The 17,497-nt window shown below is 59.8% G+C and carries 13 protein-coding genes; 9 read left to right on the forward strand and 4 right to left on the reverse strand.

Annotation, left to right across the window (positions count from 1 at the left end; translation table 11 throughout):
- Nucleotides 1-53: 53 nt before the first annotated feature.
- The 3 genes from entF to fes are packed head-to-tail and all read right to left on the reverse strand — an operon-like array spanning nucleotide 54 to nucleotide 5,330.
- Entirely contained in the window at nucleotides 54-3,911 is a 3,858-nt protein-coding gene (entF, locus tag UR504_RS05920; RefSeq protein WP_320739438.1) for an enterobactin non-ribosomal peptide synthetase EntF, read from the reverse strand.
- The gene (locus UR504_RS05925; protein ID WP_127729950.1) at nucleotides 3,908-4,120 is read right to left on the reverse strand and encodes an MbtH family protein; all 213 of its coding nucleotides are present in this window, start codon (nucleotides 4,118-4,120) and stop codon (nucleotides 3,908-3,910) included. The genes entF and UR504_RS05925 overlap by 4 nt, the downstream gene beginning before the upstream one ends.
- Before the next feature lie 10 nt (nucleotides 4,121-4,130).
- On the reverse strand, nucleotides 4,131-5,330 hold the full coding sequence (gene fes / locus UR504_RS05930) for an enterochelin esterase (protein WP_320739441.1): 1,200 nt from the start codon (nucleotides 5,328-5,330) through the stop codon (nucleotides 4,131-4,133).
- 144 nt (nucleotides 5,331-5,474) lie between these two features.
- Here fes and UR504_RS05935 point away from each other — a divergent pair, with 144 nt between their 5' ends.
- Together UR504_RS05935 and entD are read left to right on the forward strand one after the other, a co-directional pair.
- On the forward strand, nucleotides 5,475-7,724 hold the full coding sequence (locus UR504_RS05935) for a TonB-dependent siderophore receptor (RefSeq protein ID WP_115874453.1): 2,250 nt from the start codon (nucleotides 5,475-5,477) through the stop codon (nucleotides 7,722-7,724).
- 114 nt (nucleotides 7,725-7,838) lie between these two features.
- Nucleotides 7,839-8,495: an enterobactin synthase subunit EntD gene (gene entD, locus UR504_RS05940; protein WP_320739442.1), complete on the forward strand. Its 657-nt coding sequence runs from the start codon at nucleotides 7,839-7,841 to the stop codon at nucleotides 8,493-8,495.
- A gap of 111 nt (nucleotides 8,496-8,606) precedes the next feature.
- Here the strand turns inward: entD and betT are convergent, their stop codons facing one another.
- Entirely contained in the window at nucleotides 8,607-10,640 is a 2,034-nt protein-coding gene (betT, locus tag UR504_RS05945; protein WP_302234411.1) for a choline BCCT transporter BetT, read from the reverse strand.
- Between the two features lie 128 nt (nucleotides 10,641-10,768).
- Here betT and betI point away from each other — a divergent pair, with 128 nt between their 5' ends.
- The 7 genes from betI to UR504_RS05980 all read left to right on the forward strand — a co-directional run bounded on the left by betI (nucleotide 10,769) and on the right by UR504_RS05980 (nucleotide 17,493).
- Nucleotides 10,769-11,356, forward strand: a complete 588-nt coding sequence (gene betI / locus UR504_RS05950; protein ID WP_111964437.1) for a transcriptional regulator BetI — start codon at nucleotides 10,769-10,771, stop codon at nucleotides 11,354-11,356.
- A 13-nt stretch (nucleotides 11,357-11,369) separates the two neighbouring features.
- Nucleotides 11,370-12,842 carry a betaine-aldehyde dehydrogenase gene (gene betB / locus UR504_RS05955; RefSeq protein ID WP_302234409.1) on the forward strand — a complete coding sequence of 491 codons (1,473 nt, stop codon included), beginning with the start codon at nucleotides 11,370-11,372 and terminating at the stop codon, nucleotides 12,840-12,842.
- 13 nt (nucleotides 12,843-12,855) lie between these two features.
- Complete coding sequence (gene betA, locus UR504_RS05960; protein WP_302234406.1) at nucleotides 12,856-14,520, forward strand: choline dehydrogenase; 1,665 nt, start codon at nucleotides 12,856-12,858, stop codon at nucleotides 14,518-14,520.
- 153 nt (nucleotides 14,521-14,673) lie between these two features.
- Complete coding sequence (locus tag UR504_RS05965; protein ID WP_115874448.1) at nucleotides 14,674-15,237, forward strand: fasciclin domain-containing protein; 564 nt, start codon at nucleotides 14,674-14,676, stop codon at nucleotides 15,235-15,237.
- A 43-nt stretch (nucleotides 15,238-15,280) separates the two neighbouring features.
- Nucleotides 15,281-15,835, forward strand: a complete 555-nt coding sequence (locus UR504_RS05970) for an RNA polymerase sigma factor (protein WP_302234403.1) — start codon at nucleotides 15,281-15,283, stop codon at nucleotides 15,833-15,835.
- The gene (locus tag UR504_RS05975; RefSeq protein WP_302234401.1) at nucleotides 15,832-16,479 is read left to right on the forward strand and encodes an anti-sigma factor domain-containing protein; all 648 of its coding nucleotides are present in this window, start codon (nucleotides 15,832-15,834) and stop codon (nucleotides 16,477-16,479) included. Before UR504_RS05970 ends, UR504_RS05975 begins: the two co-directional genes overlap by 4 nt.
- A 273-nt stretch (nucleotides 16,480-16,752) precedes the next feature.
- Nucleotides 16,753-17,493 (forward strand): SDR family oxidoreductase, encoded by a 741-nt coding sequence (locus UR504_RS05980; RefSeq protein WP_111964443.1) that lies wholly within the window; start codon nucleotides 16,753-16,755, stop codon nucleotides 17,491-17,493.
- The last annotated feature ends 4 nt before the right edge of the window (nucleotides 17,494-17,497 follow it).

A 17,497-nucleotide genomic window follows, 5' to 3' on the forward strand; every position in this document is an offset into this window, starting at 1 on the left:
CCTACATTTAGCTCCCGTAGGCCCGGTAAGCGCAGCGCCACCGGGCATTTGCACTATCCTAAAATTTCCTTCAACACCGGCCCAATCTTTTCAAACGCCTGTGGTGAAATGATATCCACGTGGGCGCAGTCCTGGCTGTAGACCTCCAGCTCGCCCACCCACGGCACCCAGGCCGTATGCGGATCCATCGTTCGCGTACGTTCGGCAACAAACAGCGTCGCTTTACCGTCAAAGCGTGAACTGTGCGCTGTGGTGAGCAGCCGCACCGCGTCGGCGTAGTTGCCCTCAATGGCGTTAAACAGCTCGCTGGAGCCCTGTCCCTGCTGGGCGGCGATAAACGCATGACGCTCGCGCTCGATCTCCGCCAGCACCGCCGGGTCGAGACCGTTAGCCTCTTTTTCCGCCCAGTTCTGGGTTTCCGGCGGCCAGGTATCCAGCAGGCCAAGGAACGACACCTCTTCACCCTGCTCGCGCAGACGAGCTGCAATGCCCTGCGCCAGCGTGCCGCCGAGGGAATAACCGAACAGGTAATACGGCCCCTGCGGCTGCTGCTTGCGCAACGTGTTCAGATGATGGTCGATCACCCCATCGAGATCCGCGCACTGCTGCATCGGGCCGTCCGGGCGCGGCGACTGAATGCCGACGATTGACCAGCGTGGGCTGAGATAGCGCGCCAGGACGCTAAACTGCCAGGCGAAGCCGGACGCCGGATGGAAGCAGAACAGCGTCGGGCCGTCGCTCTCACGCAGCGGCAGAAGCGTTTCAAACCCCAGACGCTGCGCCTGCTCGTCGCTCATCGCCGAATCCAACAGCGCGCTAAGCTTGCTCACCGTGGAGGCAACCATAATTTGCCCCGGCGTCACCTTACGGTTGAACGTGCGGCTAAGCTGCGCCGCCAGACGCATGGCCAGCAGCGAGTGGCCGCCGAGGGCAAAGAAATCCGCCTCGATGTCATTGATCTCGCAGCCCAGCAGCGCGGTAAAAGCCTGCGCGACGGCGATTTCGGTTTCGCTTTCCGGCGCCCGCCCGGAGGTATTGCGGGTCAGTTCCGGCAGCGGCAGCGCCTTGCGGTCAAGCTTGCCGTTGGCGCTCAGCGGCATCGCGCTGATTTGCAGCAGCACCACCGGCACCATATGCGGCGGCAACTGGGCTTTGAGTGATTCCAGCAGCGCATCGCGATCCAGCGGTAAACCGGACTCAGAAACCACGTACCCCACCAGCTGACGGGCATCGCCACCCGTTGCAGCCGCCTGGTTGAAGACGCAGGCGTGCGCCACAGCCTGGGCCACGTCCGGCTGCGACAGCATCGCCCGGTCGATTTCGCCCAGCTCAATGCGCTGACCGCGAATTTTTAGCTGATCGTCGCTGCGGCCGAGATATTCCACCGCGCCGTTATCCAGCCAGCGGGCAACGTCGCCGGTGCGGTACATGCGCTCGCCGGGAGCGAACGGGTCAGCAATAAAGCGGCTGGCGGTGAGGTCCGGACGGCCCAGATATCCCTGCGCCAGCTGAATGCCGGTGAGGTAGAGATCGCCCGCCACGCCGAACGGCACCGGGCGCATCATGGCATCCAGAATGCGCAGGCCCGTGTTCCACACCGGGAAGCCGATCGGCACGCTATTGCCTGCAACTGCCGCCAGCTCAGGGCCATACGCCGGATACCAGCTGACGTCTACCGCCGCTTCCGTCGGGCCATAGAGGTTGTGCAGCGGCACGTGGGTCAGTTGTTCCCACTCGCGGCACAGTTCCGTCGGCAGCGCTTCGCCGCTACAGAACACCTGCTTAAGCGTTTTGCAGCAGTCGACGTTTTCCGGCGTCAGTGAGGCAACAAACGCCGCCAGCATCGACGGCACGAAGTGGGTGGTGGTCACGCCGTAGTGGGCGAAGAAGCTTTGCATTGCCTGCGGATCGCGGTGCGCGTCCGGCTCGGCCATCACCAGCTTCGCCCCGGCGATAAACGGCCACCAGAACTCCCACACCGACACGTCAAAGCTGCACGGCGTTTTCTGCGCCACCACGTCGCTCGCGTTCAGAGGGTAGCGATCCTGCATCCACTTCAGGCGGTTGACGATAGCGGTATGGCCGACCATGACCCCTTTCGGACGCCCGGTCGAACCGGAGGTAAAGATGATATACGCCGTCTGCTCCGGCTTCGCCAGCCGCAGCGGCTCAGCACCCGCGGTCGGTAATAGCGTGTTGTAACTAAACGTCTCGACGGAGAGATCGCTAAAGCGCGGAAGCTGTTCGTCAGTGGTAATGAGCAGCGACGGCTTCGCGTCCTCGAGCATCATCCGCAGGCGATCGTCCGGGTAGCCGGTGTCGAGCGGCAGCCATGCGGCGCCCGCCTCCACAATGCCGTGTAATGCTAACGTCAGGAATACCGAACGCGGCAGGGCCACCGCCACGCTGTCGCCCGGCTTCACGCCGCGCTCGCGCAGCTGGTTTGCCAGCGCGACGACCTGCTCGCGCATCTGGCTATAGTTCAGCTCAATATGCGCATCCGCCAGCGCCGGGGCGTCCGGCGTTTTGCTCGCTTGTTCCGCCACCAGATCCGCGAGCGTGGTGGACGGCAGCGCCAGTCCGGTATCGTTGATGCGCTCAAGCTGCGCGTATTCCTGTTCAGAAACGGTTTCCACTTCACCACAGCGCAGGTCCGGGTTGGCCGCAAACTGAATCAGCATCGCGTTCAGGCGAGCGACGTGACGCTTCAGCGTCGCTTCATCGTAACGCTGCTTATTGGCGAGGATCTCAATGCTTAATCCGCCCTGCTCGTCCGGGAACAGCGCCAGTTCCAGATCGTTCACCGGTCCGGTCGCCAGCGTGTGGGTGATGGCCTCCACGCCGTCGATATCAAGCTGATAATCAAACACCTTAACGTTCAGCACGGGACCAAACAGCGCTTCATCACCCGCCGCTTTCCCGCTGTCTCGCACGATCTGCTCGGCGTCGTAGCGCTGGTGGCGGCGCATTTTTTTCAGCTGGTTCGCCAGGCGCAGCGCCAACGCGGGCAGGCTTTCCTGCGCATTGATATTGACCGCCAGCGGCAGGACGTTAAGCACCGGGCCGGTCGCGGTCAGCGCGGCAGACCCCATGCGGCGCATAAAGATAAACCCGGCGGCGTAGTCCAGGCGTCCGGTAAGACGGCCCAGCCACAGCGCCACCAGCGCAAGCGCCAGTTCAGTACGCTGCGTCTGCCCTGCCGCCTGAGCAAGCTGGCTAAAGGCGCGACCGTCGGCGTCAACCTTCAGGCGAAGAATATCGGTCGTGGCGGCGCGTCCAGGCAGCGGCGCGGAGGAGAGCGAGACCGGAGAAGGCAGCTGTTTACGCTGCTCGGCCCAGAAGGCGCCGTCGCGCCGGTACGCCTCGCTGTCGCGATAGCGCTGGTACTCGTCCACCACCTCTGCAAATGGGGTAAACGGGGATTCCGGCGTGGGGTCGCCCTTTTTCCACGCGGCATAAATTGCGGCTATCTGCCGGGTAATGGCCGGGAAGGTGAAGCCATCCACTACCAGATGATGATAGCGCTGATACCAGTACCAGTGGTTTTCACCGACCTGAATCAGCTGGTGAAATGCCAGCGGCTGGCCGCTGTCGACGCGCAGGTTCTGGTTAAGATCGGATTCCATCAGCGCCACGGCGGCGGCGTGGGAATCAACGCGAACAACGGGCGGTTCCGGCAGAATGAAGGTGTCATCCACCCACTGCCACACCTCACCGTTTTCTTCCGCAAAGCGCATGCGCAGGGTATCGGCCTGCATCATGCCTGCGGCAATGGCTTTTGCCAGCAGTGGCGCATCAATATCGCCTTTCAGCTCGGTGTAGTGCGCCACGCTCCAGGCGTTTGGCAGCGTGGACAGCTGTTCCGCCATCCAGATACCTGGCTGGGCAGCGACGAGAGGAAGACGGTTCATGTGTTCTCCCCCGCAAAGTGAGACGACTCAAGCGTTTGCCAGTGTTCCGCCAGCCACTGCTGGCACGCCTCCTGAGACTGTGCTTCGCACACCACGCGCCACCCTGCCGGCAGTTCGCACTGCTGCGGCCACAGGCTGTACTGCCCCTGGTCATTTTGCAAAATAGCGAACTGTCCCTGCGGATTATCGAAAGGATTGCTGAATTCCATACAGACTCCGTTAGTGAATAAGCGGCTGCCAGAGGGTCATCAGCCCCTGCGTCAGCCCACCGCGCCAGCAAAGCGCGTCGTGTCCGCCGTCAACCTGACGCCAGATAACCGGTTGGTGCGTCTGCATCGCGGCGTAAATCGCCTGATTCGCGCGGAAGATGAGCGGCTCGTTGCGCCCGGCTTCAAGAATGATGCGTAGCCCGCGAGGGGTTATTTCACCGGCTTTAAGTTGTTCGATTAATAGCCCTTCCTGCTGCCCGCCGCGGTGCGGCCACCAGTAGGAGCCGGACTGGCTGAGCACGCAGCCAAAACGCTGCGGCCAGTTGAGGCCTGCATAAAGAGACGCGAGCCCGCCAAAGCTTTGCCCTGCGACCACCGTACGGTCGGCGCGGTCGCTGAACGGCGCGCGTTTTTGGACAAGGGGGAGAAGTTCTTCCTGCACCGCCAGCCAGAAATCGGGATTGCACGGCAGCTCGCGGTTGCGATGCTGCATGTCGATAACATCGATTAAGACGTAGACCGCAGGCGGTAATTTGCGCTCGGCGGTGAGAGACGCCAGCGCAGGCCAGACCGGCATGCTTTCGGCCCAGAACTGCCCGTCGAGCAGCACCGCCAGCGGACGTTCCAGGTTGTCGCCCCCGGTGGTGAAAATCCAGACGCGGCGGCGATTTTTCAGGCGCGCGCTTTCCCACTCAATGCAAATCGGAGGTTGATACGGCGTATCGGGATGATTCCAGCCCGGCTGAACCGGTGCTTGCGGCATCTCCAGCGCGGAGACGGCATGGCCGCGCCCGCCGCGCCAGCTCTGCGGATTCAGCGGGTCTGCAACCGCGTGCGGCAGCAGCCTGCGCCAGCCCTCGCGCAGCGCCATGCGGTCCGGCTGCTCGCCTTCAAACACGACGCTGGCAAAATCGTTTTCATTCACAGAGGGGATAAAGCAGTAGCTTCCGCGCCACTCGGGGCTGAACTCACCCTGCCACTGCCAGACGTCGGTATCGGGAATGCGTTTGAGGGACTGCGGACGGGTATTTTGGTGATGATCGGTCACGCCGGTGACGTAGAGCCAGACGCGTTTGATCGGTGACGTTCTTTGCGTTCCTGCCGGGTCACGCCACCAGAACGTGACGCGATATTTTCCCTTTTCCGGCTTCCATTCAGGCCCGTTTTTAGACTGCCACCACGCCTCACTTCCCGTTGTTAACGCCGTCACCCTTATAACCTCATGTTTAACAGTCTTTTTTGTTTCAGAGCAAATTTTATTGATAATATTATTGATAACTATTTGCATTTGCAATAGCGTAGTGCCCGCGCTGTGGGAAGCGCTCATAAAACAACCACAAAAGCAGGACGTACAATGAATAAGAAGATTCACTCTCTGGCCTTGCTGGTCAATTTAGGGATTTACGGCGTCGCGCTGCCCGCTCTGGCAGACGACAACACCGCCTCTGCGCAGCACGAAGACACGATGGTGATCACCGCCGCCGAGCAGAATCTGCAGGCGCCGGGGGTATCGACCATCACCGCCGATGAGATCCGCAAAAACCCGCCCGCGCGGGACGTGGCGGAAATCATCCGCACCATGCCGGGCGTTAACCTGACCGGTAACTCCACCAGCGGCCAGCGCGGGAATAACCGTCAGATTGATATCCGCGGCATGGGGCCAGAAAACACCCTGATCCTGATCGACGGCAAGCCGGTGACCAGCCGTAACTCTATCCGTCTGGGCTGGCGCGGCGAGCGCGACACCCGCGGTGATACCGGCTGGGTGCCGCCGGAGATGATCGAGCGTATCGAAGTGATCCGCGGTCCGGCCGCCGCGCGCTATGGCAACGGCGCGGCAGGTGGCGTGGTGAACATCATCACCAAAAAATTCGACGACCAGTGGCACGGCTCCTGGAACACCTACCTGAATGCGCCTGAGCACAAGGATGAAGGTTCCACCAAACGCACCAACTTCAGCCTGAGCGGCCCGCTGGGCGGCGACTTCAGCTTCCGCATGTTCGGCAATCTGGACAAAACCCAGGCCGACGCGTGGGACATCAACCAGGGTCACCAGTCTGACCGAACCGGTGCCTACGCCGACACGCTGCCCGCGGGCCGTGAAGGGGTGGAAAATAAAGACATCAACGGCGTGGTGCGCTGGGACTTTGCGCCGATGCAGTCGCTGGAATTTGAGGCGGGCTACAGCCGTCAGAATAACCTCTACGCCGGTGATACCCAGAACACCAACAACGACAACAGCTCCAGCGGCCTGGTGAAGAAGAACTACGGCAAAGAGACCAACCGTATCTATCGCCAGAACTTCGCGGTGACCTGGAACGGCGGCTGGGATAACGGCATCACGACCAGCAACTGGGCACAGTACGAGCACACCCGCAACTCCCGTCTGGGCGAAGGGCTGGCGGGCGGTCTGGAAGGCCTGTTCAACAGTAATAAATTCACCGACACCGATCTGGCCGACGTGATGCTGCACAGTGAAATCAACCTGCCGATTGATTTCCTCGTTAACCAGAACCTGACGCTGGGCACCGAGTGGAACCAGCAGCGTATGAAGGACTCCACCTCCTTCACGCAAACCCAGCAGGGCGGCATCATTCCGGGCATGAGCAACGACCGCAGCCCGTACACCTCGGCAGAGATTTTCTCGCTGTTCGCCGAGAACAACATGGAGCTGACCGACAGCACCATGCTGACCCCTGCCCTGCGCTTCGACCATCACACCATCGTCGGCAACAACTGGAGCCCGTCACTTAACCTGTCGCAGGGTCTGGGGGATGACTTCACGCTGAAGATGGGGATCGCCCGCGCCTACAAAGCGCCGAGCCTGTACCAGACCAACCCGAACTACCTTCTCTACAGCAAAGGTCAGGGCTGCTACGCCAGCTCCGACGGCGTGGGCTGCTACATGATGGGTAACGACGACCTGAAGGCCGAAACCAGCATCAACAAAGAGATTGGCCTGGAGTGGAAACGCGACGGCTGGCTGGCGGGCGTGACCTGGTTCCGTAACGACTACCGCGACAAGATCGAAGCGGGCTACGCGCCGATCGGTCACACCTCGTCCGGTAAAGTGAAGACGGATATCTACCAGTGGGAAAACGTACCGAAGGCGGTGGTCGAAGGGCTGGAAGGCTCCCTGAACGTACCGGTCAGCGACACCATTAACTGGACCAACAATATTACATACATGCTGCAGAGCAAGAACAAGGAGACCGGCGATCGTCTGTCGATTATTCCAGAGTACACGCTGAACTCGACCCTGAGCTGGCAGGTGCATCAGGACGTGTCGCTCCAGTCGACCTTTACCTGGTACGGCAAGCAGCAGCCGAAGAAGTACAACTACAAAGGTCAGCCTGTGACCGGGTCTGAGAAAGACGAGGTCAGTCCGTACAGCATCGTTGGTCTGAGCGCAACCTGGGACATGACGAAGAACGTCAGCCTGACCGGCGGCGTGGATAACGTCTTCGACAAGCGCCAGTGGCGTGCGGGGAATGCCCAGACGACCGGGAACGCCACCACCGGCGCGTATATGTACGGTGCGGGGGCCTACACGTATAATGAACCGGGTCGAACCTGGTACATGAGCGTAAATACGCGTTTCTAAGGTAAAAACAAAACGGCAACCCAGTTGCCGTTTTTAGTGTTTGCTCCCTCTCCCCGTGGGAGAGGGCCGGGTTGAGGGCATCAGGCCGCACTATTTGTTGATAGAGGGGAAAACATGCGCACAACCCACACCACGTTCATTCTCGCCGGCCACACCGTCCACCACGTCACCTTCGACCCAACTACCTTCACCGACGCCGATCTTCTCTGGCTCCCCCATCACGCAGAGCTTTCAAACGCCGGACGCAAACGAAAAGCCGAGCATCTGGCAGGCCGCACTGCCGCCGCGCATGCCCTCAGTGCGATAAATGAACGCGTAATTCCCGGTATCGGCCCCAGCGGTGAACCGCTCTGGCCGGAAGGCGTCTCAGGGAGCATCACCCACAGCGGCACGCAGGCAATGGCGGTTGTCGTCAGTCATCCAGATGCGCTTGTGGGTATTGATTGCGAAGCCATTCTTCCAGACCGTGAAGCCCGCGAAATCCAGGACGGTATCATTGATGCACAGGAAGCGATGTGCCTGACGCACTCGGGCTACCCTTTTGCGCTGGCGCTGACGCTCACTTTTAGCGCCAAAGAAAGTTTATTTAAGGCGTTCTTTCCGCAGGTGAAGACTTTTATGGGGTTTGAGTGGGCGAGAGTCACAGAGTTAACGGAAAAAACAATCACGCTGGCGCTTTCGCACCCGGTTGGAGACTATCCTGAGGGTAAACGCTTCACCCTCATCTGGCAGAATAATGATACGAGCGTGTGGACACTGCTAAAAGCCTGATGGCGCAACGCTTATCAGGCCTACAGTAAAGCGGTTTGTAGGCCGGGTAAGCGCAGTGCCACCCGGCATGAGGACAGCGGCGATGCCTTTATACGTTCTTCAGATCAAGGCTCAAACATCCGGGAACATCACGCTATTACCCGGCGCTTCCCTGTGGAGATGGATAAAGTTCAGGTGCCGTTCATACTGATCCAGAATGTCCGTAATCACCTGCTCCTTGCTGTAGTCCATCAAATCATTCCCCTGGCTTCCTTCCAGCAGGAAGGTCTCCAGCCGGTAGTAGGTCGACTTCCCGCTGCGCGCCCGGTAGGTAAACCCGGGCACCGAGTACTGCTGCGGCCAGATCTGGTAGACAAAGTTCTGCTCGTCGCCCATGTGCACCAGCAGATCCAGGTGACCCAGGGTCTCGCCCTCCTCCGGCGGCAGATTTTTGAGCTCCACGTAGGCGCCACGCAGCTTCAGCTCCTGCGCCACCTCTTCCATCGCAGGGAAGCAGACGGTCTCCATCATCTGTTTGGTGTAGCGCGTGCCCGGGTAGTTCATCAGTCGCGACAGGCGTTTCTTCCAGCTCAGCCTGTCCTGCGCCCCCATCGGACGCGGCGCGGTGTCGCGGCTGGCGCTGACGCGGCGGTAGTCTTCCACCTTGAGCGATTTATACAGCCCGGCCATGACAAAGAAGATGACGAAGCTGAACGGCAGCCCCATGATCACCGTGGTGTTCTGCAGCGCCGAGATGCCGTTGGTCATCAGCATGCCGAGCGTCAGCAGGCCGATGGCAACGGACCAGAAGATGCGCAGCCAGTTCGGCGCGTCGCTGTTGATGTCTTTGAGCTTCGAGGTGAAGTTGCCCAGCACAAGCGCGCCGGAGTCCGCCGAGGTGACATAAAACAGCAGGCCGGTGATGGTCGCCACGGAGGCGCTAAAGGTAAACGCCGGGTACTGCGCCAGCAGGCTGTAAAAGCCGCGCTCCGGGTGCGCCATCGCTTCCTGCGCGAAGGTTGCATTGCCGTGGATGATCTCGTGCAGCGCGCTGTTGCCGAAAATCGACAGCCACAGCAGGGTAAAGGTGAACGGGATAATCAGCGTGCCCATTACGAACTGACGAATGGTGCGGCCACGCGAAATGCGCGCGAGGAACAGGCCAACAAACGGCGACCACGCCACCCACCACGCCCAGAAGAACAGCGTCCAGTTGTTCATCCACTCTACCGGGCGGTCGAAGGCGAAGCTGTTCAGCGTCATGCCCATAAAGCGGTTCACGTAGTCGCCCACGTTCAGCACTAAGGCATTGAGCAGGAACGAGGTATCACCCATAAACAGCACGAACAGGATCAGGCCCAGCGCCAGCGCCACGTTCAGCTCGGAGAGTACGCGGATGCCCTTATCGACGCCCGACGTCACCGAAATGGTGGCGATAATGACGGAGAGCGCGATCAGCGCCGCTTTCGCCGCCATCGAGTCCGGAATATCAAACAGCACGCTCAGCCCGTAGTTGAGCTGCACCACGCCGATCCCGAGCGTTGTCGCGATGCCGAAGATAGTGCCGATCACCGCCGCAATGTCGACGCTGTGGCCAATCGGGCCGTTAATCTTTTTACCGAAGATCGGGTAGAGCGCAGAGCGAATGGTGAGGGGTAAATTATAACGATAGCTAAAGTATCCGAGCGCCATGCCCATCAGGGCGTACATCGACCAGCCCGTCAGTCCGTAGTGGAACAGCGTCCAGACCATCGCCTGGCGCGCGGCCTCCATCGTCTGCCCTGCCCCTTCCGGCGGCTGCATATACTGCGTGACCGGTTCCGCCACGGAGAAGAACATCAGGTCGATGCCGATGCCCGCGGCAAACAGCATTGCGGCCCAGCTCAGCAGGCTGAACTCGGGCTTGGACTGCTCAGGCCCGAGCTTTACCGAACCAAAGCGCGAGCAGGCAATGCAGACCACGAAGACAATATAGAGCGTCGCCGCCAGCAGGTAGTACCAGCCGAAGGTCTTCGACACCCAGTTCAGGGTGTGCCCAATCCACTCGGCAGAAAAATCACGAAAGAAGATCGTCGTCAGGGAAAACAACAAAATCAGCCCGGCGGACGTATAAAAAACGACCGGGTTGATTTTGTCTTTTTCTCTGTCCTGTGAAAGGTCTGTCATCCAGTATCCTCACTGTTTTTGTAACTATTAAAATCCAAATCCGCAACAATTAAGACACATTTTATATTGAACGTCCAATCAAAAACCGCTTTAATGTATAACCAACGCTGATGAATGGAGTGGCAACAATGCCCAAAGTGGGGATGCAGCCGATCCGGCGCAGGCAGCTTATCGACGCCACGCTGGAAGCAATAAATGAAGTGGGAATGCATGACGCGACGATCGCGCAGATCGCCCGTCGGGCGGGCGTTTCCACGGGGATCATCAGTCACTACTTCAAAGACAAAAACGGTCTGCTGGAAGCGACCATGCGCGACATCACCGGCCAGCTGCGCGACGCGGTTTTGAGCCGCCTGCACGCCCTGCCGAACGGCAGCGCGGAGCAGCGTCTGCAGGCGATTGTCGGCGGCAATTTTGATGAAACCCAGACCAGCGGCGCGGCAATGAAGGCCTGGCTGGCCTTCTGGGCGAGCAGCATGCACCAGCCGATGCTCTACCGCCTGCAGCAGGTGAGCAGCCGCCGCCTGCTGTCGAACCTGGTGTACGAGTTCCGCCGCGAGCTTCCGCGCGAACAGGCCCAGGAGGCGGGCTACGGGCTGGCGGCGCTGATCGACGGGCTGTGGCTGCGCGCCGCGCTGAGCGGCAAACCGCTGGATAAGACCCAGGCCCAGTCACTGACCAGCCACTTTATCAGCCAGCATTTACCGACCGAATAACCGAGGAGAATTTATGTCCCGAATGGCAGAACAGCAGCTTTATATCAATGGTGGTTATACATCGGCCACCAGCGGTCGCACCTTCGAGACCATCAACCCGGCCAACGGTGAAGTCCTGGCGACCGTACAGGCCGCCGGGCGCGAGGACGTCGATCGCGCCGTAGAAAGCGCAACGCGCGGGCAAAAAGTCTGGGCGGCGATGACCGCCATGGAGCGCTCGCGCATCCTGCGTCGCGCCGTCGACATCCTGCGCGAGTGCAACGACGAGCTGGCGAAGCTGGAAACCCTCGACACCGGTAAAGCGTATTCCGAAACTTCCACCGTCGACATCGTCACCGGCGCGGACGTGCTGGAGTACTACGCGGGGCTGATCCCGGCGCTGGAAGGCAGCCAGATCCCGCTGCGTGAGACCTCGTTCGTCTACACCCGCCGCGAGCCGCTGGGCGTGGTGGCGGGTATCGGCGCGTGGAACTACCCGATCCAGATAGCCCTGTGGAAATCCGCCCCGGCGCTGGCGGCGGGCAACGCAATGATCTTCAAGCCGAGCGAAGTGACGCCGCTTACCGCCCTGAAGCTTGCAGAGATCTACACCGAAGCGGGCGTTCCAGACGGCGTGTTTAACGTCCTGCCGGGCGTGGGCGCGGAGACCGGTCAGTACCTGACCGAGCATCCGGGCATCGCCAAAGTCTCCTTTACCGGCGGCGTCGCCAGCGGCAAAAAAGTGATGGCCAACTCGGCGGCCTCGTCCCTGAAAGAGGTGACGATGGAGCTGGGCGGCAAATCCCCGCTGATTATTTTCGACGATGCCGATCTCGATCTCGCGGCGGACATCGCCATGATGGCCAACTTCTTCAGCTCCGGCCAGGTGTGCACCAACGGCACCCGCGTGTTTGTTCCGGCTAAGTTCAAAGCCGCGTTTGAGCAGAAAATCGTTGAGCGCGTGGGCCGCATCCGCGCGGGCGATCTGTTCGATGAAACCACTAACTTTGGTCCGATGGTCAGCTTCCCGCACCGCGACAGCGTGCTGCGCTACATCGCCAAAGGCAAAGAGGAAGGCGCGCGCGTACTGTGCGGCGGCGACGTGCTGAAGGGCGAAGGCTTCGATAACGGCGCGTGGGTGGCCCCGACCGTGTTCACCGACTGCACCGACAAGATGACCATCGTGCGCGAAGAGATCTTCGGCCCGGTGATGTCCATCCTGACCTATGACACCGATGAAGAAGCGATTCGCCGCGCCAACGATACCGACTACGGTCTGGCGGCGGGCATCGTCACGGCCGACCTGAACCGCGCCCACGGCGTCATTCATCAGCTCGAAGCGGGCATCTGCTGGATCAACACCTGGGGTGAATCCGCCGCAGAGATGCCGGTCGGCGGCTACAAGCACTCCGGCATTGGCCGCGAGAACGGCGTCATGACGCTCCAGAGCTACACCCAGGTGAAGTCCATCCAGGTTGAGATGGGTAAATTCCAGTCCATATTTTAACCGGGAGGTTTATTTGCAATTTGACTACATCATTATCGGGGCCGGCTCTGCCGGCAACGTGCTGGCTACACGACTGACTGAAGATCCGAACACTACCGTCCTGCTGCTTGAGGCAGGCGGGCCGGACTACCGCTTTGACTTCCGCACCCAGATGCCCGCCGCGCTGGCGTTCCCGCTGCAGGGCAAGCGCTATAACTGGGCGTACGAAACCGAGCCAGAGCCGTACATGAACAACCGCCGCATGGAGTGCGGGCGCGGCAAAGGGCTGGGCGGCTCGTCGCTGATCAACGGCATGTGCTACATCCGCGGTAACGCGATGGACCTCGACCACTGGGCAAAAGAGCCGGGCCTGGAGCACTGGAGCTACCTCAACTGCCTGCCCTACTACCGCAAGGCAGAGACCCGCGACGTGGGGCCGAACGACTATCACGGCGGCGACGGTCCGGTGAGCGTCACCACCTCGAAGCCGGGCGTGAACCCGCTGTTTGAGGCCATGGTGGAAGCGGGCGTGCAGGCGGGCTATCCGCGCACCGACGATCTCAACGGCTATCAGCAGGAAGGCTTCGGTCCGATGGACCGCACGGTCACGCCGCAGGGCCGACGCGCCAGCACCGCGCGCGGCTATCTGGATCAGGCGAAACCCCGTCCGAATCTGACCATCCGCACCCACGCCATGACCGATCGCATTCTGTTTGACGGCAAGCGCGCCGTGGGTGTCGAGTGGCTGGAGGGCGAAAGCACCATTCCGTCCAAAGCAATGGCGAAGAAAGAAGTGCTGCTGAGCGCCGGGGCGATTGCCTCCCCGCAGATCCTCCAGCGCTCCGGCGTGGGCAATGCTGACCTGCTGAAGCAGTTTGATATCCCGCTGGTGCACGACCTGCCCGGCGTGGGGGAAAATCTGCAGGATCACCTGGAGATGTACCTCCAGTATGAATGCAAAGAGCCGGTCTCTCTCTACCCTGCCCTGCAGTGGTGGAACCAGCCGAAGATTGGCGCCGAGTGGCTGTTTGGCGGCACCGGCGTGGGCGCGAGCAACCACTTCGAAGCGGGCGGGTTTATCCGCAGCCGCGAGGAGTTCGAGTGGCCGAACATTCAGTACCACTTCCTGCCGGTGGCGATTAACTACAACGGCTCGAACGCGGTGAAAGAGCACGGCTTCCAGTGCCACGTTGGCTCCATGCGCTCCCCGAGCCGTGGGCACGTGCGCATTAAGTCGCGCGATCCGCACCAGCATCCGGCGATCCTGTTCAACTATATGTCCCACGAGCAGGACTGGCAGGAGTTCCGCGACGCGATCCGCATCACCCGCGAGATCATGCACCAGCCCGCGCTGGACAAGTACCGCGGCCGTGAAATCAGTCCGGGTATTGACTGCCAGACCGACGAGCAGCTGGACGAGTTCGTGCGTAACCACGCCGAAACCGCGTTCCACCCGTGCGGCACCTGCAAGATGGGTTACGACGAGATGGCGGTGGTCGACGGCGAAGGCCGCGTTCACGGGCTGGAAGGGCTGCGCGTAGTGGATGCGGCGATTATGCCGCAGATCATCACCGGCAACCTGAACGCCACCACTATTATGATCGGCGAAAAGATTGCCGACGCGATCCGCGGGCGCGAGCCGCTGGCAAAAAGTACGGCCGCGTATTATGTGGCCAACGGGGCGCCGGTTCGCCGCTGAGGATATTTCCCCTCACCCGAGCCCTCTCCCTCAAGGGAGAGGGCGTTTATCTTCCCACCCAAAATTTTTGTATTTTCCTGCATCCAGTTTCCCCCCTCCCCTCGTATATGCATATGTGAGCAACCCCTTTGCTCCCTAATCCGAGGAAAGATGATGAAAAAGCTAACCCGTGTTGCATTCGTAACCAGCGCTTTACTCTTCTGTGCAGGCGCATCAGCAGCCATGACGTCAGGCTCCGTGATGGTGGGCGGAGCGGAAATGTACCCGAGCAAAAATATTGTTGAAAACGCCGTGAACTCGAAAGATCACACCACGCTGGTGGCCGCCGTCAAAGCGGCCGGGCTGGTGGATACGCTCCAGAGCAAAGGGCCATTCACCGTGTTTGCCCCAACCAATGCGGCGTTTGCGAAATTGCCTGCCGGCACGGTCGAGAACCTGGTCAAACCCGAAAACAAAGCCACGCTCACCAGCATTCTGACCTATCACGTGGTCGCCGGTAATTACGATATGAAAGCGCTGGAGCAGAAAATTAAACAGGGCGGCGGCCGCGCGGAGCTGAAGACCGTTAACGGTCAGCCGCTGTGGATCATGAGCAACGGCCCGCACAATATTCAGCTTAAGGATGGTAAAGGTAATGTGGCGAACATTAGCACCTATGACGTTCATCAAAAAAACGGCGTGATCGATGTGATTGATACCGTCCTGATGCCTAAGTAGTTGTCTATACTTCGGAAGTGTGACGTTGCCTTCCGGGAATAATATGGATAACGCGCTGGCTGAACAGCAGCTGAAATTAATGCAGGCGGTCGCAAACGGCGATCGCCGTGCATTTGAACAACTTTATCGACTCACATCGCCACACCTGTTTGCCGTCGCGCTGCGCATGCTGCGCGACCGCGCATGGGCAGAAGAGATCCTTCACGACTGTTTTATCACCGTCTGGAGTAAAGCTGAAACCTACAACGCTGCACTGAGCTCCCCGATGACCTGGCTTACGCATATTGTGCGCAACCGCTGTATCGACTGGCTGCGAAGCGGGCAAACCCGGGCTGCCGACCGCGAGACGGCGTATAACGAAGCGCTTTTGCCTTGCGAGAACGATGAGCAGAATAACTGGCACGACGACGCGCAGGCAGCACGGCTCAGGCAGTGTCTCGAACATTTGAGCAGCGAGCAGCGCCAGAGCATTACGCTCGCCTACTATCAGGGAATGTCTCACAGCGACATTGCCGACTGGCTCCAGCAGCCTCTTGGCTCGGTGAAAAGCTGGATACGTCGGGCAATGGACCATCTTCGGGAGTGTGTCGGGCTATGAATGACGCAGAAAAACGCGACGACATGCTGGCAGCAGAGTATGCCCTCGGCACGCTGCGGGGAGGAGCGCGGCTTCAGTTCCAGAAACGGGTTGCCCATGAACCCGCCCTGGCCGCCCGCGTCGCGTACTGGCAGGAAATGTTCAGCACGCTGGATAGTCATCTTGTGCCCGTCCCTCCACCCGAGACGGTGTGGAAAAGAATCACCCTCGATCTGCCGCCTAAAAAGCCTTTACGCAAACGTCGGCCTTATGTCGGCTGGATGGTTGCAGCCTCACTCGCCGCCCTAGCGGTCGTTGCCTGGTATGCCACCCGAGCCCCGGAACTCGTTCCGCTGATGGTCCTCAACGATGCCCAACAGCACGGGGATTGGGTCGTCAGCGCGGACGCCAGCCGCCAGCACCTGAGCATTGCCCCTCTTCGACCAACTGCTGTCGCGGCGCAACACAGCCTGCAGCTTTGGCTGATCCCAGGCGGGCAGGCGCCGGTCTCCATGGGGCTGCTGCATAACGACATACCCACACGCGTCACCCTCCGGAACACAACGCTCCCTCCTGACGCCATGATAGCCATAAGCCTTGAACCAGAGGGCGGCTCGCCCACTGGCCTCCCGACAGGGCCGGTGCTTTACAGTGGCAAATTGTAATCCTCAGGCCCTGTTCGCAGGGCCGCTATTGTTAACCAATTTCATTTATATAATACCCTCGGTTACCTATAAGAATTAAATATTAGCCCTGCAATTAGTTTAATTATTAAAAAACGACATTGACAGACTCTTCCGCACTCCATTAAGTTTTATACGAACATCCTTTTATTCCTGATACACAATATATCAAAAACCGCGTTAATGAATTTGTCATTATTCATTAACGCTTCTCTGCCTTTTATTTTTTGCATCACTCAATAGCGAGATAAGATCATGAATAATAGTGCAAACAAAGTTGTTGTTATCACCGGCGCCAGCAGCGGTATTGGTGAGGCCATCGCCCTTCATCTGGCAGATAAACCTTTTTCACTGGTGCTTGTTGCCCGTCGTCTGGAGAAAATTAATGCCCTGGTGGACCGCATCATCCAGCAGGGTGGCCAGGCGATAGCCGTAAAGGCCGATGTCACCCGTCAGGAAGAGGTGCAGCGCGCCATTGACGCTGCCGTTGCCGCCTACCAGCGCGTGGATGTGCTGATCAATAACGCGGGCTTTATGGCTATCGCCCCGCTCAGCGAGCTGAAAACCGACGAATGGGACAAGATGATTGATACCAATCTGAAAGGGGTGCTGTACGGCATCGCCGCGGCTTTCCCGGTGTTCCAGCGTCAGGGCCGCGGGCATTTTATAAACGTTGCCTCCGTCGCGGGCATCAAAGTGCTGGCCCCTGGCGGCGTGGTGTATAGCGCCACGAAATTCGCCGTCCGCGCGCTGAGTGAAGGCTTACGTCAGGAGGCGGGTAAAACCATCCGCACGACGCTTATTTCTCCCGGTGCCGTCGAAAGCGAACTGCAGTTCGGCAGCTCTGATGCCCCAAGCAAACAGTTCCTGCATGAATTTTACAAGCAGGCTATTCCGGCTGACGCAATTGCCCGCGCGGTTTTATTTGCTATTGAACAGCCTGGCGACGTTGATATTAATGAAATTGTTGTTCGTCCGACGCAGGAAGAATTTTAGCCGG

This window comes from Enterobacter sp. 241F3 (genome assembly GCF_034106785.1).
In the GTDB taxonomy this organism is placed as follows: Bacteria; Pseudomonadota; Gammaproteobacteria; order Enterobacterales; family Enterobacteriaceae; genus Enterobacter; species Enterobacter vonholyi.